Annotated in this window: 22 protein-coding genes; 21 read left to right on the top strand and 1 reads right to left on the bottom strand. The window is 69.9% G+C overall.

Going from position 1 to position 22224, the window contains the following annotated elements:
- The first annotated feature begins 246 nt into the window (after positions 1-246).
- The 6 genes from ABZZ74_RS35185 (at position 247) to ftsH (ending at position 9990) form a co-directional block, all read left to right on the top strand.
- Entirely contained in the window at positions 247-1725 is a 1479-nt protein-coding gene (locus ABZZ74_RS35185) for a hypothetical protein (protein ID WP_356772022.1), read from the top strand.
- Positions 1726-2057: 332 nt separating this feature from the next.
- Positions 2058-3398, top strand: a complete 1341-nt coding sequence (locus tag ABZZ74_RS35180; protein WP_356772020.1) for an ammonium transporter — start codon at positions 2058-2060, stop codon at positions 3396-3398.
- Positions 3395-3733 carry a P-II family nitrogen regulator gene (locus ABZZ74_RS35175; RefSeq protein ID WP_133046785.1) on the top strand — a complete coding sequence of 113 codons (339 nt, stop codon included), beginning with the start codon at positions 3395-3397 and terminating at the stop codon, positions 3731-3733. Before ABZZ74_RS35180 ends, ABZZ74_RS35175 begins: the two co-directional genes overlap by 4 nt.
- A 25-nt stretch (positions 3734-3758) precedes the next feature.
- Entirely contained in the window at positions 3759-6206 is a 2448-nt protein-coding gene (locus ABZZ74_RS35170; protein WP_356772019.1) for a [protein-PII] uridylyltransferase, read from the top strand.
- Positions 6207-6299: 93 nt separating this feature from the next.
- Positions 6300-7862, top strand: a complete 1563-nt coding sequence (gene ffh, locus ABZZ74_RS35165) for a signal recognition particle protein (RefSeq protein WP_356772018.1) — start codon at positions 6300-6302, stop codon at positions 7860-7862.
- 154 nt (positions 7863-8016) lie between these two features.
- A complete protein-coding gene (gene ftsH / locus ABZZ74_RS35160; RefSeq protein WP_356772016.1) occupies positions 8017-9990 on the top strand; it encodes an ATP-dependent zinc metalloprotease FtsH in 1974 nt (657 codons plus the stop codon).
- On the opposite strand, the gene ABZZ74_RS35155 is transcribed toward ftsH, so the two are convergent.
- Positions 9987-10853 (bottom strand): SAM-dependent methyltransferase, encoded by an 867-nt coding sequence (locus ABZZ74_RS35155; protein WP_356772014.1) that lies wholly within the window; start codon positions 10851-10853, stop codon positions 9987-9989. The two genes, ftsH and ABZZ74_RS35155, sit on opposite strands and share 4 nt — an antisense overlap.
- Positions 10854-11052: 199 nt before the next feature.
- On the opposite strand from ABZZ74_RS35155, the gene proS reads away from it, so the two are divergent.
- The 15 genes from proS to ABZZ74_RS35080 form a co-directional block, all read left to right on the top strand.
- Complete coding sequence (gene proS / locus ABZZ74_RS35150) at positions 11053-12468, top strand: proline--tRNA ligase (protein WP_356772012.1); 1416 nt, start codon at positions 11053-11055, stop codon at positions 12466-12468.
- Between the two features lie 261 nt (positions 12469-12729).
- Complete coding sequence (locus ABZZ74_RS35145; RefSeq protein WP_133046790.1) at positions 12730-13326, top strand: hypothetical protein; 597 nt, start codon at positions 12730-12732, stop codon at positions 13324-13326.
- A 273-nt stretch (positions 13327-13599) separates the two neighbouring features.
- A complete protein-coding gene (gene rpsP, locus ABZZ74_RS35140) occupies positions 13600-14019 on the top strand; it encodes a 30S ribosomal protein S16 (protein WP_133046791.1) in 420 nt (139 codons plus the stop codon).
- A 2-nt stretch (positions 14020-14021) separates the two neighbouring features.
- Positions 14022-14261: an RNA-binding protein gene (locus ABZZ74_RS35135; RefSeq protein WP_003973401.1), complete on the top strand. Its 240-nt coding sequence runs from the start codon at positions 14022-14024 to the stop codon at positions 14259-14261.
- An 85-nt stretch (positions 14262-14346) separates the two neighbouring features.
- A complete protein-coding gene (rimM, locus tag ABZZ74_RS35130; protein WP_356772009.1) occupies positions 14347-14889 on the top strand; it encodes a ribosome maturation factor RimM in 543 nt (180 codons plus the stop codon).
- Between the two features lie 3 nt (positions 14890-14892).
- On the top strand, positions 14893-15726 hold the full coding sequence (trmD, locus tag ABZZ74_RS35125; RefSeq protein WP_356772007.1) for a tRNA (guanosine(37)-N1)-methyltransferase TrmD: 834 nt from the start codon (positions 14893-14895) through the stop codon (positions 15724-15726).
- Between the two features lie 135 nt (positions 15727-15861).
- Positions 15862-16212, top strand: coding sequence for a 50S ribosomal protein L19 (rplS, locus tag ABZZ74_RS35120; RefSeq protein WP_079309735.1), 351 nt, complete (start codon positions 15862-15864; stop codon positions 16210-16212).
- A 45-nt stretch (positions 16213-16257) separates the two neighbouring features.
- Positions 16258-16953, top strand: a complete 696-nt coding sequence (gene lepB, locus ABZZ74_RS35115) for a signal peptidase I (RefSeq protein ID WP_356772005.1) — start codon at positions 16258-16260, stop codon at positions 16951-16953.
- Positions 16946-18067 carry a signal peptidase I gene (gene lepB, locus ABZZ74_RS35110; protein WP_356772003.1) on the top strand — a complete coding sequence of 374 codons (1122 nt, stop codon included), beginning with the start codon at positions 16946-16948 and terminating at the stop codon, positions 18065-18067. The genes lepB (ABZZ74_RS35115) and lepB (ABZZ74_RS35110) overlap by 8 nt, the downstream gene beginning before the upstream one ends.
- On the top strand, positions 17955-18938 hold the full coding sequence (gene lepB, locus ABZZ74_RS35105) for a signal peptidase I (protein ID WP_356772001.1): 984 nt from the start codon (positions 17955-17957) through the stop codon (positions 18936-18938). Before lepB (ABZZ74_RS35110) ends, lepB (ABZZ74_RS35105) begins: the two co-directional genes overlap by 113 nt.
- A gap of 103 nt (positions 18939-19041) precedes the next feature.
- The gene (gene lepB / locus ABZZ74_RS35100; protein WP_356771999.1) at positions 19042-19818 is read left to right on the top strand and encodes a signal peptidase I; all 777 of its coding nucleotides are present in this window, start codon (positions 19042-19044) and stop codon (positions 19816-19818) included.
- Entirely contained in the window at positions 19808-20332 is a 525-nt protein-coding gene (locus tag ABZZ74_RS35095; RefSeq protein WP_356771997.1) for an NUDIX hydrolase, read from the top strand. Before lepB (ABZZ74_RS35100) ends, ABZZ74_RS35095 begins: the two co-directional genes overlap by 11 nt.
- Positions 20333-20388: 56 nt before the next feature.
- Positions 20389-20697 carry a DUF2469 domain-containing protein gene (locus ABZZ74_RS35090; protein ID WP_003965949.1) on the top strand — a complete coding sequence of 103 codons (309 nt, stop codon included), beginning with the start codon at positions 20389-20391 and terminating at the stop codon, positions 20695-20697.
- 88 nt (positions 20698-20785) lie between these two features.
- Positions 20786-21148: a YraN family protein gene (locus tag ABZZ74_RS35085; RefSeq protein WP_356771995.1), complete on the top strand. Its 363-nt coding sequence runs from the start codon at positions 20786-20788 to the stop codon at positions 21146-21148.
- 1 nt (position 21149) lies between these two features.
- Positions 21150-22224: ATP-binding protein (locus ABZZ74_RS35080; RefSeq protein WP_356771993.1), on the top strand; the 1075-nt coding region annotated here is incomplete at its 3' end.

The following is a 22224-nucleotide window of genomic DNA, read 5'->3' as shown; positions in this document are numbered from 1 at the left end:
ACCGTGAGTTCATTCGAAGGGGTGGCGAATGGTGGCGTTTCAGGGATCGCCATGGCTGGACGCGTGATCGTAGGATTACTTTGAGTGCACGAGTCCTGGGGGCACATGCACTCGTGGGTATGCCGGAGGCAACTCGGCATCGCGTTCGAAGGGTGAGAACCGGCGGACGGGCGGCCGTATTTACCGGCATTCTGATAGGGCTTGGCGCACTCAGCGACAAGTGGTCTCAGGGATGGGGGCGTTCCAGTGAGCGGCAACGGCGGAGGCGGGACGACCGCGACCAGCACGGACAAGCGCCCGAACGAGCTGCTCACGTCCTGGTTCGTCCGCAGCGGCTGGTCGAAGGGCGAGCTGGCCCGTCAGGTCAACCGCAGGGCACGCCAGTTGGGCGCCAACCACATCTCCACCGACACCTCCCGGGTGCGCCGCTGGCTGGACGGCGAGAACCCCCGCGAACCCATCCCCAGAATCCTGTCCGAGCTGTTCTCCGAGCGCTTCGGGTGCGTGGTCTCCGTCGAGGACCTCGGCCTGCGCGCGGCACGCCAGTCACCGTCCGTGTCCGGCGTCGACCTGCCCTGGACGGGCCCGCAGACAGTCGCTCTGCTCAGCGAGTTCTCGCGCAGCGACCTGATGCTGGCGCGGCGCGGCTTCCTCGGGAGCTCGCTGGTGCTGTCGGCGGGCCCGTCCCTCATCGAGCCGATGCAGCGCTGGCTGGTGCCCGCGCCGCAGACCCCGCAGCCGGAGCCCGAGCCCGTCAGCCGGGCCCGCGGCCGGCTCTCCAAGCCGGAGCTGGACCTCCTCGAGTCCACCACGATCATGTTCCGCCAGTGGGACGCCCAGTGCGGCGGCGGCCTGCGCCGCAAGGCGGTCGTCGGCCAGCTGCACGAGGTGACCGACCTGCTCCAGGAGCCCCAGCCCGAGGAGACCACCCGCAAGCTGTTCAAGGTCGCCGCCGAGCTGGCCGAGCTGGCCGGCTGGATGTCGTACGACGTCGGGCTGCAGCCCACCGCCCAGAAGTACTTCGTGCTCGCCCTGCACGCGGCCAAGGAGGCCGGCGACAAGCCCCTCGGCTCCTACGTCCTGTCCAGCATGAGCCGTCAGATGATCCACCTCGGCCGGCCCGACGACGCGCTGGAGCTGATCCACCTCGCGCAGTACGGCAGCCGGGACTGCGCGAGCCCGCGCACCCAGTCGATGCTGTATGCGATGGAGGCCCGCGCGTACGCCAACATGGGCCAGCCCGGCAAGTGCAAGCGGGCCGTGCGGATGGCCGAGGACACCTTCGCCGACGTCGACGAGTGGGACGACCCGGATCCCGACTGGATCCGCTTCTTCTCCGAGGCCGAGCTGTACGGGGAGAACAGCCACTCCTTCCGCGACCTCGCCTATGTCGCCGGCCGCAGCCCGACCTACGCCTCGCTGGCCGAGCCGCTGATGCAGCGGGCGGTCGAGCTGTTCGCGGCGGACAGCGAGCACCAGCGGTCGTACGCACTCAACCTCATCGGCATGGCCACCGTGCACCTGCTGCGGCGTGAACCCGAGCAGAGCGCGGTGCTGGCCGAGCAGGCCATGCACATCGCCAAGAAGGTCCGCTCCGAGCGCGTGAACACTCGTATCCGAAAGACGGTCGACACGGCGGTACGCGACTTCGGAGAGCTGGCCGAGGTCGTCGACCTCACCGAGAAGCTCGCCATCGAGCTCCCGGAGAACGCCGAAGCGGTCTGACCCGACCGGAAAACACCTGCACCCCGGCCGCGGCCGGCCCTCCCGAACTGCCCGACTCGGCTCCCCCATGCCAGGTCATCGGAAGGCCGGCCGCGGCCGGTTCCCGTCCTTCGCGAAGGTTGCGCCACGATAACGATCGCGCGGCCGGACATCCGGCAGTTCATCGACGCGTAACACGCAGAGCGTCTTCGTCACTCCGGTGAAACAACCAGGGGCTTCGACCGAAACCGCGCTGCGCCAATCTCATGGCGCATAACCGGCCCACCCCTCTTGACCGGACCGCTCACACGCTCCGACCCGCACGGGGCCGTACAACCGACGAGGAGACGCCGATGGCATCAGCCGCCATCACGCTTGCCGCGGAGGCACCCAAGCTGTCATCCGCCAACACAGGCTTCATGCTGATCGCATCCGCCCTGGTGCTGATCATGACCCCGGGCCTCGCCTTCTTCTACGGAGGCATGGTCCGGGTCAAGAGCACCCTGAACATGCTGATGATGAGCTTCATCAGTATCGGCATCGTCACCATTCTGTGGGTGCTCTACGGTTTCTCCCTCGCCTTCGGCACGAACAACAGTCTGATCGGCTGGGACACCGACTGGTTCGGACTCCACAAGGTCGGCCTCACCGAGCTCTGGCCCGGCTACACCATCCCGATCTTCGTGTTCATGGTCTTCCAGATGATGTTCGCGATCATCACGCCGGCCCTGATAAGCGGCGCCCTCGCGGACCGTGTCAAGTTCTCCGCCTGGTCGCTGTTCGTCGCCCTGTGGCTGACGGTCGTCTACGTCCCGGTCGCCCACTGGGTGTGGGGCGCCGACGGCTGGGCCTTCAAGCTCGGTGTGATCGACTTCGCCGGTGGTACCGCGGTCCACATCAACGCCGGTGCCGGCGCCCTGGGCGTCATCCTGGTCATCGGCAAGCGCGTCGGCTTCAAGAAGGACCCGATGCGCCCGCACAGCCTCCCGCTGGTGATGCTCGGTGCCGGTCTGCTGTGGTTCGGCTGGTTCGGCTTCAACGCGGGCTCCTGGCTCGGCAACGACGACGGCGTCGGCGCGCTGATGTTCGTCAACACGCAGGTCGCCACCGCCGCCGCCATGCTCGCCTGGCTCGCCTACGAGAAGATCCGCCACGGCGCGTTCACCACGCTGGGCGCCGCCTCCGGCGCGGTCGCGGGTCTGGTCGCGATCACCCCGTCCGGCGGTGCGGTCTCCCCGATCGGCGCGATCGCCGTCGGTGCCATCGCCGGTGTCGCCTGCGCCGCCGCGGTCGGCCTGAAGTTCAAGTTCGGCTACGACGACTCCCTCGACGTGGTCGGCGTCCACATGGTCGGCGGCATCATCGGCTCCCTGCTCATCGGCTTCTTCGCCACCGGCAAGGGCCAGTCCACCGCGACCGGCGTCTTCTACGGCGACCACTCCTTCACCCAGCTGTGGAAGCAGTTCGCCGGTGTCGGCGCGGTCCTCGCCTACTCCCTGATCGCCTCCGCGGTCCTCGCCTTCCTCCTCGACAAGACCATCGGCATGCGGGTCACCGAGGACGAGGAGGTCGGTGGTATCGACCAGGCCGAGCACGCCGAGACCGCATACGACTTCAGCGGCGCGGGCGGTGGCATCGCCGGATCCGCCGCCTCGGTCCTGGCCGCCACGGAGACCAAGAAGGTGGACGCATGAAGCTCATCACCGCCGTCGTCAAGCCGCACCGGCTCGACGAGATCAAGGAAGCCCTCCAGGCGTTCGGCGTCCACGGTCTGACGGTCACCGAGGCGAGCGGTTACGGTCGTCAGCGGGGCCACACCGAGGTCTACCGCGGTGCTGAGTACACCGTCGACCTGGTGCCCAAGATCCGTATCGAGGTACTGGCCGAGGACGACGACGCCGAGCAGCTGATCGAGGTCGTCGTCAAGGCGGCCCGCACCGGCAAGATCGGTGACGGCAAGGTCTGGTCGATCCCGGTCGAGACGGCGGTCCGGGTGCGGACCGGCGAGCGCGGCCCCGACGCGCTCTGACAGAAAAAAGAACAGGAGCTCCTGGGTGTCGAGTACGGACGTGCACAACGAAGCAGAAGACTCGGGACCCAGCGGCTACGCGGCGGCCCGGCTGCACCTCCTCACCGAGGGGGAGCGGTCCGGGCCGCCGCGCCGTTCGGCCCTGTCCGCGCTGACGGACGACTGGCTGACGGGACTCTTCGCCGCCGGAGCCGAGGGGCTGCGCGGGGTCTCCCTGGTCGCCGTCGGCGGCTACGGACGCGGCGAGCTGTCCCCGCGCAGCGACCTGGACCTGCTGCTCCTCCATGACGGCAGCGACAGCAAGGCGGTCGCCGCGCTCGCCGACCGCCTCTGGTACCCCGTCTGGGACCTCGGTCTCTCCCTGGACCACTCGGTGCGCACGCCGGGGGAGGCCCGCAAGACCGCCGGGGAGGATTTGAAAGTCCAACTCGGTCTCCTCGACGCCCGTCACATCGCCGGCGACCTCGGTCTCACCGCCGGTCTGCGCACCGCCGTCCTCGCCGACTGGCGCAACCAGGCACCCAAGCGTCTGCCCGAACTGCAGGAACTGTGCGCCGAGCGCGCCGAACGCCAGGGCGAGCTGCAGTACCTGCTGGAACCGGATCTGAAGGAGGCGCGCGGCGGGCTGCGCGACGCCACCACCCTGCGCGCCGTCGCCGCCTCCTGGCTGGCCGACGCCCCGCGCGAGGGCCTCGACGACGCCCGGCGCCGGCTCCTCGACGTCCGTGACGCGCTCCACCTCACGACGGGGCGCGCGACGGACCGGCTCGCGCTCCAGGAACAGGACCAGGTCGCCGCCGAACTCGGCCTGCTCGACGCGGACACGCTGCTGCGCCAGGTCTACGAGGCGGCGCGCGTGATCTCGTACGCCAGTGACGTCACCTGGCGCGAGGTGGGGCGCGTGCTCAGATCGCGCGCCGTGCGGCCGCGGCTGCGCGCCATGCTGGGCGGCGGCAAACCGGTCGCCGAGCGCTCCCCGCTGGCCGAGGGCGTGGTGGAGCAGGACGGCGAGGTGGTGCTCGCCCGTGCCGCGCGCCCCGAGCGCGACCCCGTCCTGCCGCTGCGCGCCGCGGCCGCCGCCGCGCAGGCCGGACTCCCGCTCTCCCTGCACGCCGTACGGCGCATGGCGGCCATCGCGCGCCCCCTGCCCGCGCCCTGGCCCGCCGAGGCGCGCGAGCAGTTGGTGACCCTCCTCGGCTCCGGTCATCCGACCATCGACGTCTGGGAGGCCCTGGAGGCGGAGGGGCTGATCACCCGGCTGCTGCCGGACTGGGAGCGGGTGCGCTGCCGGCCGCAGCGCAACGCCGTGCACATCTGGACCGTCGACCGGCATCTCATCGAAACGGCCGTGCGAGCCTCCGACTTCACCCGCCGCGTCCACCGCCCCGACCTCCTCCTGGTCGCCGCGCTGCTGCACGACATCGGCAAGGGCTGGCCCGGCGACCACTCGGTGGCCGGCGAGATCATCGCGCGCGACGTGGCGGCCCGGATCGGCTTCGACCGCGACGAGGTCGCCGTGCTCGCGACCCTGGTACGGCACCATCTGCTGCTCGTCGACACCGCCACCCGGCGTGACCTGGAGGACCCGGCCACCGTACGGTCGGTCGCCGACGCGGTCGGCTCGCAGGGGACCCTGGAGCTGCTGCACGCGCTGACCGAGGCGGACGCGCTGGCCACCGGCCCGGCCGCCTGGTCGTCCTGGCGCGCCTCGCTCGTCGCCGAGCTCGTGACGCGGGTCTCCGCGGTCCTCGCCGGGGATGTCCTCGACGAGCCCGAGGCCGCCGCGCCCACCGCCGAGCAGGAACGGCTCGCCATCGAGGCGGTCGCCACGGGCTCTCCCGTGCTGTCCCTGCGCGCGCAGACCGAGCCGCCGGCCGAGGACCAGCCCACCGGGGACCCCGAACCGCTCGGCGTGGAGCTGCTGATCGCCGTGCCCGACCAGCCGGGCGTGCTGCCCGCGGTCGCCGGCGTCCTCGCCGTGCACCGGCTGACCGTGCGCACGGCGGGACTGCGGACCCTGGACCTGCCGGACGGCGTCGAGGGCTCGGTCCTGCTGCTGGACTGGCGGGTGGCCGCCGAGTACGGCTCCCTGCCGCAGGCCGCGCGGCTGCGGGCGGACCTCGTACGGGCCCTGGACGGCTCCCTGGACATCGCGGGACGCCTGGCCGAGCGGGACGCCGCCTATCCGCGCCGCCGGGGAGTCGTGGCCCCGCCGCCCCGTGTGACGGTCGCCCCGGCCGCCTCCCGGCACGCCACGGTCATCGAGGTGCGCGCCCAGGACGCCCCAGGACTGCTGCACCGGATCGGACGGGCGCTGGACGACGCGAAGGTACGGGTGCGCAGCATGCACGTGTCGACCCTGGGCGCCAACGCCGTGGACGCCTTCTACGTCACCGCCCCCGAGGGCACGCCCCTGCCCACCGAGGAAGCGGCCTCGGTGGCCCGAAAACTGGAGGAGACGCTGCGGGGGTGACCTCGAAGGTGCCGGGCGGGGGCGATTGTCCTGCCGGTCCGGATACCCTGGAAGGCGCTCACACTGACCCCGACTCCGAGGACCGACGCCGCCGTGTTCGACACTCTCTCCGATCGCCTTTCAGCGACCTTCAAGAATCTGCGCGGCAAGGGGCGTCTGAGCGAGGCGGACATCGACGCCACCGCGCGCGAGATCCGTATCGCGCTGCTCGAGGCGGACGTGGCCCTGCCGGTCGTCCGGGCGTTCATCAAGAACGTCAAGGAACGCGCCCTCGGCCCCGAGGTCTCCGGTACGCAGTACCCCGCCCAGCGGGTGCTGGACATCGTCAACGACGAGCTGGTCACCGTCCTGGGCGGCCAGACCCGCCGGCTGCGCTTCGCCAAGCAGCCCCCGACCGTGATCATGCTCGCGGGTCTGCAGGGTGCCGGTAAGACCACCCTCGCGGGCAAGCTCGCCAAGCACCTCAAGGAAGAGGGCCACTCGCCGCTCCTGGTCGCCGCCGACCTCCAGCGCCCGAACGCGGTCAACCAGCTCAGCGTCGTGGCCGAGCGCGCGGGCGTCGCCGTCTTCGCCCCGGAGCCGGGCAACGGCGTGGGCGACCCGGTCAAGGTCGCCAGGGACTCCGTCCAGCACGCCAGGACCAAGCTCCACGACATCGTCATCGTCGACACCGCCGGCCGCCTCGGCATCGACCAGGAGATGATGCAGCAGGCCGCGGACATCCGGGACGCGGTCTCGCCGGACGAGATCCTCTTCGTCGTCGACGCGATGATCGGTCAGGACGCCGTCAACACGGCGGAGGCCTTCCGCGACGGCGTCGGCTTCGACGGCGTGGTCCTCTCCAAGCTCGACGGTGACGCCCGCGGTGGTGCGGCCTTGTCGATCGCCTCGGTCACCGGCAAGCCGATCATGTTCGCCTCCAACGGCGAGAAGCTGGACGACTTCGACGTCTTCCACCCGGACCGGATGGCCTCCCGCATCCTCGACATGGGTGACCTCGCCACCCTGTTCGAGAAGGCGCAGAAGGAGTTCAGCGAGGAAGAGGCCGCGAAGATGGCCTCCAAGCTCGCCTCCAAGAAGGGCCAGGACTTCACCCTGGACGACTTCCTGGCCCAGATGGAGCAGGTCAGGAAGATGGGCAGCATCAGCAAGCTGCTCGGCATGATGCCCGGCATGGGCCAGATCAAGGAACAGATCAACAACATCGACGAACGGGACGTCGACCGCACGGCCGCCATCATCAAGTCGATGACCCCGGGTGAGCGCCAGGACCCGACGATCATCAACGGCTCCCGCCGCGCCCGTATCGCCAAGGGTTCCGGCGTCGAGGTCAGCGCCGTCAAGAACCTCGTCGAGCGGTTCTTCGAGGCCCGCAAGATGATGTCCCGCATGGCCCAGGGCGGCGGCATGCCCGGGATGCCGGGGATCCCCGGCATGGGCGGCGGTCCCGGCCGCAGCCGGAAGCAGCCGAAGAAGGCCAAGGGCAAGCAGCGCTCCGGCAACCCGATGAAGCGCAAGCAGCAGGAGCAGGAGGAGGCCGCACGCCGGGCCGCCGCCCAGGGCGGTGCCGTGCCGGGCGGTGCCTTCGGGCTGCCGGGTCAGCAGGGCGGCCAGGACTTCGAGCTGCCGGACGAGTTCAAGAAGTTCATGGGCTGATCAAGAGTTCATGGGCTGATCGGAGAAGTTCACGGGCCGACCAAGAAGGTCATGGGCTGAACTCCACGAGAGTTCACGGGCCGCTCGTTAAGTTCATGGGTCGATTTCACCGGCAGCGCATGCCCGGGGTTGGTCGTTGTCGTAACGTCCGGTTATGACCAACCCCGCGCCGCCACGCAAGTCGCCCGACCAGCCCTGGCGTACCGAGGGCACCCCCGAGGAGCCCCAGAAGCCGTCCCCGGGCGGCCGGAGGATGCGCGGCGGCTGGTGGAGCCTGATCCTCACCGCTCTGGTCGTGTACCTGCTCGCCAACGTGCTGCTGTCGTTCTTCAACGAGGGCGACGAGCCGACGATCTCCTACACCGAGTTCAGCAAGCAGGTCGACGCCGGCAACGTCAGCAAGATCTACGCCAAGGGCAACGCCATCCAGGGCCAGCTCAAGAAGGCCCGGGACAACCCCGAGGGCGAGGGCAAGTACACCAAGTTCAACACCGAGCGGCCCACCTTCGCGGACGACAAGGTCTGGGAGGACCTGACCAAGCACGACGTCACGGTCACCGCGGAGCCGGTCGTCCAGCACCGCAGCTTCCTGTCCAACCTGCTGATCTCGCTGGCACCGATGCTGCTGCTGATCGCGGTGTGGGTGTTCATCGCACGGCGGGTGAGCTCGGGGCTCGGCGGCGCGGGCGGCATGCTCGGCCGCAAGGCGCCGCCCAAGCCGGTGGAGCTGGAATCGGGGCAGCAGCGCACCACGTTCGAGGACGTCGCCGGCATCGACGAGGTCGAGGGCGAGCTCAACGACGTCGTGGACTTCCTGAAGAACCCCGACGCCTACCGCAGGATGGGCGCGAAGATGCCCAAGGGCGTGCTGCTGGCGGGCCCGCCCGGCACCGGCAAGACGCTGCTCGCGCGGGCGGTCGCCGGCGAGGCGGGGGTGCCGTTCTTCTCGGCGTCCGCCTCCGAGTTCATCGAGATGATCGTCGGTGTGGGCGCCTCACGCGTACGTGAACTGTTCGCGGAGGCCCGCAAGGTGGCCCCGTCGATCATCTTCATCGACGAGATCGACACCATCGGCCGGGCCCGCGGCGGCGGTTCCGGGATGGGCGGTCACGACGAGCGCGAGCAGACGCTGAACCAGATCCTCACCGAGATGGACGGCTTCTCCGGCTCGGAGGGCGTCATCGTCATCGCGGCCACCAACCGCGCCGACGTCCTCGACCCGGCCCTGACCCGCCCCGGCCGCTTCGACCGGGTGGTCATGGTCTCGCCCCCGGACCGCGGCGGCCGCCAGGCCATCCTGGAGATCCACACCCGCCAGATCCCGCTCGCGAAGGACGTCGACCTCGCCCAGGTCGCTCGGACCACCCCGGGCATGACCGGCGCCGAACTCGCCAACCTGGCCAACGAGGCCGCCCTCCTCGCCGTCAAGCGCAAGCAGGAGAAGGTCACCCAGGCCGACCTCTCGGAGGCGCTGGAGAAGGTCCAGTTGGGCGCGGAACGGCCGCTGGTGATGCCCGACGAGGAGCGGCGCAGGACGGCGTACCACGAGAGCGGTCACGCCCTGCTGGGTATGCTCCAGCCCGGCGCCGACCCCGTCCGCAAGATCACCATCGTCCCGCGCGGCCGCGCCCTCGGCGTCACCCTGTCGACGCCGGAGTCCGACAAGTACGCCTACACCGAGGAGTACCTGCGCGGCCGGATCATCGGCGCGCTCGGCGGCATGGCGGCGGAACAGGTCGTGTACGGGGTGATCACCACCGGCGCCGAGAACGACCTCGAACAGGTCACCAACATCGCGCGCGGGATGGTCGCCCGCTGGGGCATGAGCGACCGCGTCGGCCGCCTCTCCGCCCTCCCCAACGACGCCCAGCAGGCCTACGGCCTCGCTGCGGCGCCGCAGACCCTCGACGTCATCGACGGCGAGATGCGCCGCATCGTCGACGAGTGCTACGACGAGGCCTGCCGCAAGCTCACCGAGCACCGCGGCCGACTCGACGCCCTCGCCGAGGCCCTGCTGGAGCGGGAGACCCTGGAGGAGGCGGACGTGTACCGCATCGCGGGCATCACGCGTCTGACCAAGGACGTCGAGGACGCGGAGGCACAGGGCCGGCCGAAGGAGTCCCTCTAGGGCACGCGCGCGATCAGGTAGCGGAAGACGTTCGGCATCCACACCGTTCCGTCGCCGCGCCGGTACGGGTGCAGGGCCTCCGTCAGCTCCTTGTCGACCTGGACCTGGTCCGTGGCGGTGATCGCCGCGTCGAAGAGGCCGGTGGAGAGCAGCCCCCGCAGCGCGCTGTCGACGCCTGCGTAGCCGAAGGGGCAGGAGACCCGGCCCGAGCCGTCCGGCTTGAGGCCGGCCCGCTGGGCGACCTCCTCCAGGTCGTCGCGAAGGGCGGGGCGCCAACTGCCCGCGCTGCGCAGCGGATCCGCCATCCTGGCGGCCACCCGCAGCACGGACGACGTGGCGCAGCGTTCCGGCGGACCCCAGCCGGCGAGCACCACGGGCGCCCCGCGCTCGGCGAGCGGTGTCACTGCCCGTAGCAGCCCGCCGAGCCCCTCCGAGTCGCCCGCGAGACACCCGATGGGCTCGAAAGCGGTCACCAGGGTGTACGCGGGCGTCTCCGCGTCGCCCGCGGCCCCGACGTCCCCGGGCGAACCGTCGACGAGTCGCGTGTCCCCACGCGCGCGCGTGCCTCCCGTCTCCGAGAGCAGCCGCTCCCGCGCGAGGGCGAGCCGTTCGGGCGAGCGGTGGTCGACACCTGTGACCGCGGCGCCTCTGGACGCCGCCATCAACAGGGCGAGTCCGCTGCCGCAGCCCAGGCCCAGCAGCCGGGTGCCGGAGCCCACCTCCAGTCGCTCGTAGACGGCCTCGTAGAGCGGAACCAGCATCCGCTCCTGGATCTCGGACCAGTCACGCGCGCGTGCACACAGGTCCACACGGGGTGTCGTCCCCGTATGAGGCAGGTGCTGCCGCACGAGCGTAGGTGTCATGTAAAGCGCCCCAATCCGCCGAGAGTTGCCGCTGTGCCCGTTTCCATGGCCCCCGTGACGTGCGCTCGCCCTCCCCCCGTATGCCAGGTAACTCCGCACTCGACCGCTCGTCCAGGGGTTGACGGTCCCCGGCTTGTGGCTTGACCGCGCCGGTGAAAAGAATTCACATCCCGGCAATGTGCCCCCGTAATATCCCGGCATGGCAAAGGCATCCGTGCTCACTCCGCGGGCGGACGACTTCCCGCGCTGGTACCAGGACCTCATCAACAAAGCCGAACTGGCGGACAACGGACCGGTGCGCGGCACCATGGTCATCCGACCGTACGGGTACGGGCTCTGGGAGCGGATGCAGGCCGAGATGGACGCCCGGATCAAGGCCACGGGCACGCAGAACGCGTACTTCCCGCTGCTGATCCCGCAGTCGTACCTCACCCGCGAGGCGGACCATGTCGAGGGCTTCGCACCGGAGCTGGCCGTGGTCACCCACGCCGGCGGCAAGGAACTGGAGGAGCCGGCGGTCGTCCGGCCCACCTCCGAGACGATCATCAACGAGTACTTCTCGAAGTGGGTGCAGAGCTACCGCGATCTGCCGCTGCTGATCAATCAGTGGGCGAACGTGGTGCGTTGGGAGTTGCGGCCCCGCCTCTTCCTTCGTACGACCGAGTTCCTGTGGCAGGAGGGCCACACCGCGCACGCCACGTACGAGGAGGCACGCGACTTCGCCGCCCATGTTCAGCGGCATGTCTACGGGGATTTTCTGCGGGACGTGCTCGCGATGGACTTCGTCTCCGGTCGCAAGACGGTCAAGGAGCGCTTCGCGGGTGCCATCAACACCCTGACCCTCGAAAGCATGATGGGCGACGGCAAGGCCCTCCAGATGGTCACCAGTCACGAGCTGGGCCAGAACTTCGCCAAGGCCTTCAACACCCGGTACCTGTCGAGAGAAGGCAGCCAGGAACTCGTCTGGCAGACCTCCTGGGGCTCCACCACCCGGATGATCGGCGCCCTGGTGATGACTCACGGCGATGACAACGGCCTGCGCGTCCCGCCGCGGCTGGCGCAGATCCAGGTCGTCGTCCTCGCGATCAAGGGCGACGAGACGGTTCTGGCCAAGGTCCGCGAGATCGGGGATCTGCTGGCGGCCGCGGGTGTCCGCGTCCATGTCGACGACCGCACCGACATCCCCTTCGGGCGCAGGGCCGTCGACTGGGAGCTCAAGGGCGTGCCGGTACGGATCGAGGTCGGCCCCCGTGACCTGGAGAACGGCACGGCGATGCTCGCCCGGCGGATCCCGGGAGGCAAGGAGCCGGTGGCGATCGACTCCCTCGTACGACTGCTGCCGTCCGTCCTGGAGGAGGACCAGGCGCTGCTGCTGGCGCAGTCCCGCGCGCGGCGTGAGTCGCGCACGGCCGACGTGTCGACGGTCGAGGAGGCCGTCGAGGCGGCCGTGGCCGGCGGCTGGGCGCGCCTGCCGTGGGCGGATCTCGGCGCGGAGGGCGAGGCCAGGCTGGCCGAGCACGCGGTGACCGTACGGTGTCTGGTCGGCGCCGACGGGTCGGTGCCGGAGTCGGAGGACGCACCCGGTAACGTCGCCCTCGTCGCGCGCGCTTACTGATACGGCGTCCTTCCGCGGCGAGAGCGGCCGAAACGCCCCTTGCGCATCCGCGGAACACAGCCGCACCGGCGCGTGGACGGCGGCTACGCGCCGGTACGTAGGTCTTGCTACGTACCACCTTGGTAGGAGCTGTGAGGTTTCTCCGCAGATCAGCGCACCCGCCCTCGTCTCCACTCATCAGCGGCAACTGACGGGTACGTGCAAATTATTTGGGATGCCCCGGAATAGGAACACAGCGGCACCCCCGCTCGTTGTCATTACGTGAGCACGACACAGACACCACCTGTTCTCGCCGCGGAGCTGGCACAGGCGTGGGCCGACATTCAGCGGTACCACCCCGAGCTGCCCGACCTCGCCGCGCCAGAATCCCTGATCGGAGAGTCGTCGTCCGCGTGCGGGCACGAGCTCTCCTTCGAGCGACTGCTCCATGAGGCAGTCCACGGCATCGCCGCAGCGCGCGGCGTGCGCGACACGTCCCGGGCCGGCCGGTACCACAACCGCAGATTCCTCGCGATCGCCGAGGAACTGGGCCTGGACCACCCCGAGGAACCGCATCCCAGCAGCGGCTTCTCGCTGGTCACACTCAACCCCGAGGCCAAGCGCCGTTACCGCCCGACGATGGAGCGCCTCCAGCGCGCCCTGAAGGCGCACACGGCGGCGACCTCAGCGGACACCCCGAAGAGCTTCCGGGGACCGGCCGCCCGGCACGGTTCCTCCGGCGGCGGGGTGCGCGTGAAGGCCGTGTGCGACTGCGGGCGCAACGTCCGGGTCGTCCCGTCCGTCCTGGCCCAGGCCCCCATCGTCTGCGGCGGCTGCGGCAAGCCGTTCCGGATTCCGGAGGTCGTCGGCGCGGCATGAGGATGCGGCTGCTCGTGGCAGCCGCACCCGCCATGCCGTGGCGGACGTGTGCAGCCTGTGGGCACCCGGACAGCCGGGTGCCCCTCAGGCATGCCCCGGAACCACCCGGCGTGAGCGACCCGCCGGGTGTGGCACAATGGCTAGCTGTACTCGACAGCCGCACAGGACCCCTCTCTCCTCCGGCTGACGCGTCCATCGGGCACTCGGGTACCGCAACCCCACGCGGCATTCTCGCCGTGCCCAACCACGTCAAATCCAGGAGAACCCACTCCCGTGGCAGTCAAGATCAAGCTGAAGCGTCTGGGCAAGATCCGTTCGCCTCACTACCGCATCGTCGTCGCCGACTCCCGCACCCGTCGCGACGGCCGTGCGATCGAGGAGATCGGCAAGTACCACCCGACCTACAACCCGTCGGTCATCGAGGTGGACGCCGAGCGCGTGGCGTACTGGCTGGGTGTCGGCGCGCAGCCGACCGAGCCCGTCCTCGCCATCCTGAAGAAGACCGGCGACTGGCAGAAGTTCAAGGGCGAGCCCGCCCCGGCTCCGCTGCTCGTCGCCGAGCCGAAGAAGGCGCGCCCGTCGTTCGAGGCCCTGGGTGGCGACGACGAGGGCAAGGGTGAGGCGATCACCCAGAAGAAGAAGGCGGAGAAGAAGGACGAGGCTGCCGCCGAGTCCGAGTCGGCCGAGGCCTGAGCATGCTCGAGGAGGCTCTCGAGCACCTCGTGAAGGGCATCGTCGACAACCCCGACGATGTGCAGGTCGCATCCCGCAACCTGCGCCGCGGACGCGTCCTCGAGGTCCGGGTCCACCCCGACGACCTCGGCAAGGTGATCGGCCGCAACGGCCGCACCGCACGCGCTCTGCGTACCGTCGTGGGCGCCATCGGCGGCCGCGGTGTCCGCGTCGACCTCGTCGACGTCGACCACGTCCGCTGACGCCGAAAACGCAGCACCGGCTCGGGCCGGGGAGGGCCACTGGGCCGTCCCCGGCCCGTAGTCGTATGACAGGAGATCCTGAGAAGTGCAGCTCGTAGTAGCGCGGATCGGCCGTGCCCACGGCATCAAGGGCGAGGTCACCGTCGAGGTCCGTACCGACGAGCCCGAAGTGCGGCTCGCGCCCGGCGCCGTCCTGGCCACCGACCCGGCCACCACGGGTCCCCTCACCATCGAGACCGGCCGCGTCCACAGCGGGCGGCTCCTGCTGCGGTTCGAGGGAGTGAACGACCGCAACGCCGCCGAGGCCCTGCGCAACACCCTCCTGATCGCCGAGGTCGACCCCGACGAACTGCCCGAGGACGAGGACGAGTACTACGACCACCAGCTCATCGACCTCGACGTCGTCACCGAGGACGGCGTTGAGGTGGGCCGGATCACCGAGATCTCGCACCTGCCGTCCCAGGACCTCTTCATCGTCGAGCGCCCGGACGGCAGCGAGGTGATGATCCCCTTCGTCGGGGAGATCGTCACCGAGATCGACCTCGCCGAGCAGAAGGCCGTCATCACGCCGCCGCCCGGTCTGATCGACGACAAGGCGGAGATCGCCTCCTCGCGGGAAGAGTCGTAAGCGATGCGCCTCGACGTCGTCACGATCTTCCCCGAGTACCTCGAACCGCTGAACGTCTCCCTCGTCGGCAAGGCACGCGCGCGTGGGCAGCTCGACGTCCATGTGCACGACCTGCGCGCGTGGACGTACGACCGGCACAACACCGTCGACGACACCCCGTACGGCGGCGGCCCCGGCATGGTCATGAAGACCGACCCCTGGGGCGACGCGCTCGACACCGTGCTCGCCGACGGCTACGAGACCGGCTCGCACGCCCCCGCGCTGATCGTGCCCACCCCCAGCGGCCGCCCCTTCACCCAGGAACTCGCCGTCGAGCTCTCCGAGCGCCCCTGGCTGATCTTCACGCCCGCGCGCTACGAGGGCATCGACCGTCGCGTCATCGACGAGTACGCGACCCGCGTACCGGTGTACGAGCTGTCCATCGGCGACTACGTCCTCGCCGGCGGCGAGGCGGCCGTACTGGTGATCACGGAGGCCGTGGCCCGGCTGCTGCCCGGCGTCCTCGGCAACGCGGAGTCGCACCGCGACGACTCCTTCGCGCCCGGCGCCATGGCCAACCTTCTGGAGGGCCCCGTCTACACCAAGCCCCCCGAGTGGCGCGGACGCTCCATCCCCGACGTGCTGCTCAGCGGCCATCACGGCAAGATCGCCCGCTGGCGCCGCGACGAGGCCCTCAGGCGTACGACGGCCAACCGGCCCGACCTGATCGAGCGCTGCGACCCCAAGGCCTTCGACAAGAAGGACCGCGAGATGCTCTCCATCCTGGGCTGGGCGCCGGATCCGGAGGGGGAGCCGTATGGCCGATTTTGGCGCAGGCCAGAGGGCGTGGAACAATAGGCCGCTGTTGTGCGTCGTCCGGCGTGCGCCCCTGCCACAGGGGGACACGACGCCCGCCCCGACACGGACAGCATCCTTCCTGGAACACCTAGCTCCCGTTGATGACCTGTGGCATCAGCGAAGAAAGCAGACGAAATGTCTCACCTGCTCGACTCCGTCGACTCCGCGTCGCTGCGCAGCGACATCCCGGCCTTCCGCCCGGGTGACACCGTCAACGTCCACGTCCGCGTCATCGAGGGCAACCGCTCCCGTGTGCAGCAGTTCAAGGGCGTTGTGATTCGCCGTCAGGGCGCCGGTGTCCGCGAGACCTTCACGGTCCGCAAGGTCTCCTTCTCCGTCGGCGTCGAGCGCACCTTCCCGGTGCACACCCCGATCGTGGAGAAGATCGAGCTCGTCACCCGCGGTGACGTGCGTCGCGCCAAGCTGTACTACCTGCGCGAGCTGCGCGGCAAGGCGGCGAAGATCAAGGAGAAGCGCGAGAGCTGAGCGCTTACCGGTGGTCAAAGCGGGGCCGGATACCATTCCGCCCCGATGGACACCGAAGCACAGCACACGGAGCGCGACCGCTCCTCCCGCCCTGAACCAGAGGCTGCGGAGGGACGGTCGCGTTTCGCGTTGGTGGCGCGGATCACCGACTGGCTGCCCGGTGGCCGGATCACCCTGACCCTGCTGGTCTGCCTGGTCTTTTTGCTGCTCCTCAACTCTTTCGTGGCTCAACCATTCCAGATTCCCAGCGGATCCATGGAACAGGGATTGAGGATCGGGGACCGCGTTCTCGTAAATAAGTTGGCGTACCGTTTCGGTGCCGAGCCGCGCCGTGGCGATGTTGTGGTGTTCGACGGAACTGGGTATTTCGGTGACGCGGACTACATCAAGCGCGTCGTGGGCGTGGGCGGAGACCGCGTTGTCTGCTGCGACAGGGAGGGGAGGATCGAGGTGAACGGCCGGTCGGTCGACGAGTCGGCTTTCCTGTACCCCGGGGACAGCCCGTCGACGGTGCCCTTCCGTGTCGTCGTGCCCGACGGCACCCTCTTCGTCCTCGGCGACCACCGCAGCGACTCGAGCGACTCACGCGACCACCTGGGCTCGCCGGGCGGCGGCATGATCCCGGTCTCCGACGTCATCGGCCGCGCCGACTGGATCGTATGGCCCACCACCCACTGGACCCGACTGCACCGCCCCGCCGCCTACGCGCGCGTGCCCGCCGCCGGCGGTGCGCATGGGTAACCGCGGCAAACCGCGCCGTCCGGAGCCGAGCGGCGGCTACGGCACGTTCGGCACCGAGAACCTGCTGCCCACCGGCTCCCGGCGCACCTCCACCGGCACCGCGCCGAGCGGCGGCCGCACCCGCGCGGAGCGGCGCAAACTGCAGCGCAAGGTCAAACGAAAGCGCAGGCGCAGCGCGGTCAAGGAAATACCGCTCCTGGTCGGTGTGGCGGTCCTGATAGCGCTGGTTCTGAAGACGTTCCTCGTCCAGGCGTTCGTAATCCCGTCCGGCTCCATGGAGCAGACGATCCGGATCGGCGACCGCGTCCTGGTCGACAAGTTCACCCCGTGGTTCGGCTCCGAGCCCAAGCGCGGGGACGTCGTCGTGTTCAAGGACCCCGGCGGCTGGCTCGCGGGCGAGCAGACCACGACGACCAAGAACGACCCCATCGTCGTCAAGCAGATCAAGGAAGGGCTCACCTTCATCGGCCTGCTGCCCTCGGCCAACGACAAGGACCTCATCAAACGGGTCATCGGCGTCGGCGGCGACCACGTCAAATGCTGTGACACCGAGGGGCGGGTGACCGTCAACGGCGTTCCCCTGACCGAGGCGGACTACCTGTATCCCGGCAACGCCCCCTCCACTCAGCCGTTCGACATCACCGTCCCCCAGGGGCGGCTGTGGGTGATGGGCGACCACCGGGGCAACTCGGCTGACTCGCGCGCCCACATGAACACCGACTACGGCGGCACGGTCTCCCTGCACTCCGTCGTCGGGCGGGCCATGGTGATCGCCTGGCCCCTCGGGCACATGACGTCCTTGAAGGAACCTAAAACTTTCTCCTCCGTTTCCAACTCCGTGTCGGGGACGACCGCGTCCCCCGAGCTGTCGCATAGGGTTGCACCCGACGATCCGAAGACAGCGATCCAGCTCCCGAGCCCTGCGGAACTCCCGCTCGTTATGGGAGTGGTGGGCCTGCGCCGGGTACGGCTCAGGCGGCGGCACAGAGTAAGGAGTTGGCGTGGGGGATGTGGCGGTTGGCGCACGGTCCGGACACGACGGCGAGGAGCACCGCGGGCGCCCCGCGGAATCAGCCGTCCCGGCCGCGGACAGCGCCGTGACCTCCGGGAGTGACTCCGGCGCGCAGGACGAACCCGCGGCGCCCGGCGAACCGACCAGGACGGACGACCAGGGCCCGGGCGACTCGACGCCCACGGCGAAGAAGCAGCGCTCCTTCTGGAAGGAGCTGCCCATCCTGATCGTCATCGCGCTCGTCCTCGCGCTGCTGATCAAGACCTTCCTCGTGCAGGCGTTCTCGATCCCCTCGGACTCGATGCAGAACACCCTCCAGCAGGGCGACCGCGTCCTGGTGGACAAGCTCACCCCCTGGTTCGGCTCGAAGCCCGAGCGCGGTGAGGTGGTCGTCTTCCACGACCCGGACAACTGGCTGGCCGGCGAGCCGACGGCGAACCCGAACGCGCTGCAGAAGGTCCTCAGCTGGATCGGCCTGATGCCGTCCGCCGAGGAGAAGGACCTGATCAAGCGCGTCATCGGCGTCGGCGGCGACACGGTCTCCTGCAAGGGCAGCGGCCCGCTGAAGGTCAACGGCAAGGCGCTGAACGACACCTCGATCGTCTACCCGGGCAACACCCCGTGCAGCGTCGACGACCAGGGCGGCCAGTTCACGGTGAAGGTCCCCAAGGGCTACATCTGGGTGATGGGCGACCACCGCCAGAACTCCCGCGACTCCCGCTACAACCAGAGCGACAAGCACAACGGCATGGTCCCGGTGAACAAGGTCGTGGGCCGCGCCATCGTCATCGCCTGGCCGATCAACCGCTGGAGCACCCTGCCCATCCCGGACACCTTCGAGCAGCCCGGCATCAACGACAAGTCCTCGGCGTCCGCCGCCCTGACCATCGCCCCGAACGCCCTCGCGCTCGCCGGCGCGGTACCGGTGGTGCTGTGGCGGCGCAGGAGGATCGCGCCCGCCGAGACCCGCTGAACCCGCCCCGCACCCCGCCTTGGTGAAACCCTGGTGCAGCTGTGACCTCGAGCGGTCATGAGGGGCTGACCCGTTCAGGTACCGCCGGGTAGGGTGCGGGTCCATGGGTGGCGAGAGCACGACACGTACGGCCCCGCGCAGCGGCGGCAAGAGCACGAGCCCGGTGGGCACCAAGGCCGGACAGCGCCTGTCCGGCATCGCGGTCGCCCTGGGCATCGTGCTGTTCCTCGGCGGATTCGGCTGGGGAGCGCTGGTCTACCGGCCCTACACCGTGCCGACGACCTCGATGACACCGACGATCGACGCCGGCGACCGGGTGCTGGCCCAGCGCGTCGACGGCAGTGAGGTGCACCGGGGCGACGTCGTCGTCTTCACGGACAAGACCTGGGTCACCAACGCCCCCGTGGTCAAGCGCGTGGTCGCGGTCGGCGGGGACACCGTCGCCTGCTGCACCGGCGGCAAGCTGACCGTCAACGGCAAGCAGATCGACGAGGGCTACCTCAAGGGCGGCGCGGTCGAGGACAAGACCATCCCGACCGTGAAGGTCCCCAAGGGCCGGCTGTTCCTGCTCGGTGACGAGCGGCAGGGCTCGCTGGACTCCTCCGCCCACCTCACCGACGCGGCCCAGGGCACGGTGGCCGAGTCCGCCGTCACGGCCCGGGTGGACGCCGTCGTGTGGCCCATGAACGGCATGCTGGCCCGTCCCACGGGCTTCGAGACGCTGGGCGCGCTGTCGACGCCGGGCCCGCTGCGAGTGATCGTCAGCCTGATCGTGGTCGGTGCCGTCCTCGTCCTCGGCGGCGGGGCGTACGGCCCGATCGCCAAGCGTCTGGGCGGCAGGCGTTCCCGCACGCGGACGGAGCCCGTGGGTGCCCGCTGAGGCGACGGGCGCGTACGAGGACTCCCGCGCGGGTGGCCTGCGCAAGGTGGCCCGGGTCGTCCTGCTCGACCCCGAGGACCGCATCCTGCTCCTGCACGGCCATGAACCTGACGATCCCACCGACGACTGGTGGTTCACGCCGGGCGGGGGCCTGGAGGGCGACGAGAGTCGTGAACAGGCCGCACTGAGGGAACTCGCCGAGGAGACCGGCATCACCGAGGTCGAACTCGGTCCGGTGCTGTGGCGGCGGACGTGCTCCTTCCCCTTCGCGGGGCGACGCTGGGACCAGGACGAGTGGTACTACCTGGCCCGTACGACCCAGACGGCCACCGAGGCCAGGGGCCTCACCGAGCTGGAGCGGCGTAGCGTCGCCGGAGCGCGCTGGTGGACGTGTGCGGAACTTGCCCGGGCGCATGAGACGGTGTATCCGACCAGACTCGCCGAGCTGCTGTGCCGGCTGCTCGACGAAGGGCCCCCGGCCGGGCCCGTGACCCTTGACACGGAAATCGTCTAGGGGCTCACGGGACTGGCGCACAATGGTGGGACCGCACGGCTGAAGGGGAAGCTGCCATGAGCGCCGAGGACCTCGAGAAGTACGAGACCGAGATGGAGCTGAAGCTCTACCGGGAGTACCGCGATGTCGTCGGTCTGTTCAAATACGTGATCGAGACCGAGCGGCGCTTCTACCTCACCAACGACTACGAGATGCAAGTGCACTCGGTCCAGGGTGAGGTGTTCTTCGAGGTGTCGATGGCGGACGCGTGGGTGTGGGACATGTACCGCCCGGCGCGTTTCGTGAAGCAGGTCCGCGTTCTCACATTCAAGGACGTGAACATCGAGGAGCTGAACAAGAGCGACCTGGAGCTGCCGGGCGGGTGACGAAGTTATCCACAGCCGGCGAGTTGTCCACCAAGATCCACTTCTCTTGGTGAGGTGCGTGACGGTTGGCGCCGGAGGTGGTGCCGACATGAACGCACGCAGTGCACTCGGCAGGTACGGCGAGGATCTGGCCGCGCGGCGGCTGACGGACGCCGGTATGACGGTCCTGGAGCGCAACTGGCGCTGTGGCAGGACCGGGGAGATCGACATCGTGGCCCGGGACGGGGACGTCCTGGTCGTCTGCGAGGTGAAGACCCGCAGGGACGGCCGCTTCGAGCACCCGATGGCGGCGATCACGCCGGAGAAGGCGCAGCGGCTGCGGGATCTCGCCGAGAGGTGGATCCAGACACACGGGGGAGCACCGCCGGGAGGCGTCCGATTCGACCTGATCGGCGTGGTGCTCCCGGTCAAGGGCGCCCCGGTCGTCGAGCACGCGCGGGGGGTGGCCTGAGATGGGTTTCGCGCGGACCTGCTCGGTGGCGCTGGTGGGCGTCGAGGGCGTGGTGGTCGAGGTCCAGGCGGACCTGGAGCCCGGGGTGGCGGCGTTCACCCTGGTGGGCCTCCCGGACAAGAGCCTGACGGAGAGCCGGGACCGGGTGCGGGCGGCTGTGGTGAACTCGGGGGGCGAGTGGCCGCAGAAGAAACTGACGGTCGGGCTCAGTCCGGCATCGGTGCCGAAAGCCGGCTCCGGCTTCGACCTGGCCGTGGCCTGCGCGGTGCTGGGTGCGTCGGAGCGCATCGACCCGCGGGTGCTGGCCGACATCGTGATGATCGGTGAGCTGGGTCTGGACGGCCGGGTGCGGCCGGTCCGGGGGATCCTGCCGGCCGTGCTCGCCGCGGCGGACGCCGGTTACGAACAGGTCGTCGTGCCCGAGTGCGCCGCGGCCGAGGCCTCCCTCGTGCCCGGGGTGTCCGTCCTGGGCGTGCGAAGCCTGCGGCAGCTGATCGCCGTGCTGGCGGACGAGCCCGTGCCCGACGAGGAGCCCGAAGAGCCCGGCCGTCCGGATCCGCTCCTCGCCGGGCTACGGGTGCCCGGCACCGGTGCGGCCACGGGCATGCATAGCATGGGCGCCGCGCAGCACGACCAGGGCCACGACCTCGCCGACGTGGTGGGCCAGATCTCGGCGCGGACGGCGGTGGAGGTCGCCGCCGCGGGCGGACACCATCTGTTCCTGGAGGGCCCGCCGGGCGCCGGCAAGACCATGCTGGCGGAACGGCTGCCCGCCATCCTGCCCAGGCTCTGCCGTGAGGAGTCGCTGGAGGTCACCGCGGTCCACTCGGTGGCGGGACTGCTGCCGCCGGGCAAGCCCCTGATCGACATCGCCCCGTACTGTGCCCCGCACCATTCGTCGACCATGCAGGCACTCGTCGGCGGCGGTCCCGGCATCGCCCGGCCCGGGGCGGTGTCGCTGTCGCACCGGGGCGTTCTCTTCCTGGATAGGACGTGCAAAACAGGTGGGTCGCAACGTTTGGACGTGCGACGACGGCCCCGGCACCTCCATCGGAGGGGCCGGGGCCGTCATATAC

The organism is Streptomyces sp. NPDC006476, assembly GCF_040612015.1.
Taxonomy (GTDB): Bacteria; Actinomycetota; Actinomycetes; order Streptomycetales; family Streptomycetaceae; genus Streptomyces; species Streptomyces griseorubiginosus_B.
The sequence above is the reverse complement of the archived record's forward strand: the minus strand, read 5'-3'. Positions and strand labels throughout refer to the sequence as shown.

Excerpts from the sequence above, each read along its gene's own strand:
- ABZZ74_RS35180 (WP_356772020.1), top strand. The coding sequence starts at position 2,058 with ATGGCATCAGCCGCCATCACGCTTGCCGCGGAGGCACCCAAGCTGTCA.
- ABZZ74_RS35175 (WP_133046785.1), top strand. The coding sequence starts at position 3,395 with ATGAAGCTCATCACCGCCGTCGTCAAGCCGCACCGGCTCGACGAGATC.
- ftsH (WP_356772016.1), top strand. The coding sequence starts at position 8,017 with ATGACCAACCCCGCGCCGCCACGCAAGTCGCCCGACCAGCCCTGGCGT.
- ABZZ74_RS35155 (WP_356772014.1), bottom strand. The coding sequence starts at position 10,853 with ATGACACCTACGCTCGTGCGGCAGCACCTGCCTCATACGGGGACGACA.
- proS (WP_356772012.1), top strand. The coding sequence starts at position 11,053 with ATGGCAAAGGCATCCGTGCTCACTCCGCGGGCGGACGACTTCCCGCGC.
- ABZZ74_RS35135 (WP_003973401.1), top strand. The coding sequence starts at position 14,022 with ATGCTCGAGGAGGCTCTCGAGCACCTCGTGAAGGGCATCGTCGACAAC.
- trmD (WP_356772007.1), top strand. The coding sequence starts at position 14,893 with ATGCGCCTCGACGTCGTCACGATCTTCCCCGAGTACCTCGAACCGCTG.
- rplS (WP_079309735.1), top strand. The coding sequence starts at position 15,862 with ATGTCTCACCTGCTCGACTCCGTCGACTCCGCGTCGCTGCGCAGCGAC.
- lepB (WP_356772005.1), top strand. The coding sequence starts at position 16,258 with ATGGACACCGAAGCACAGCACACGGAGCGCGACCGCTCCTCCCGCCCT.
- lepB (WP_356772003.1), top strand. The coding sequence starts at position 16,946 with ATGGGTAACCGCGGCAAACCGCGCCGTCCGGAGCCGAGCGGCGGCTAC.
- lepB (WP_356771999.1), top strand. The coding sequence starts at position 19,042 with ATGGGTGGCGAGAGCACGACACGTACGGCCCCGCGCAGCGGCGGCAAG.
- ABZZ74_RS35090 (WP_003965949.1), top strand. The coding sequence starts at position 20,389 with ATGAGCGCCGAGGACCTCGAGAAGTACGAGACCGAGATGGAGCTGAAG.
- ABZZ74_RS35085 (WP_356771995.1), top strand. The coding sequence starts at position 20,786 with ATGAACGCACGCAGTGCACTCGGCAGGTACGGCGAGGATCTGGCCGCG.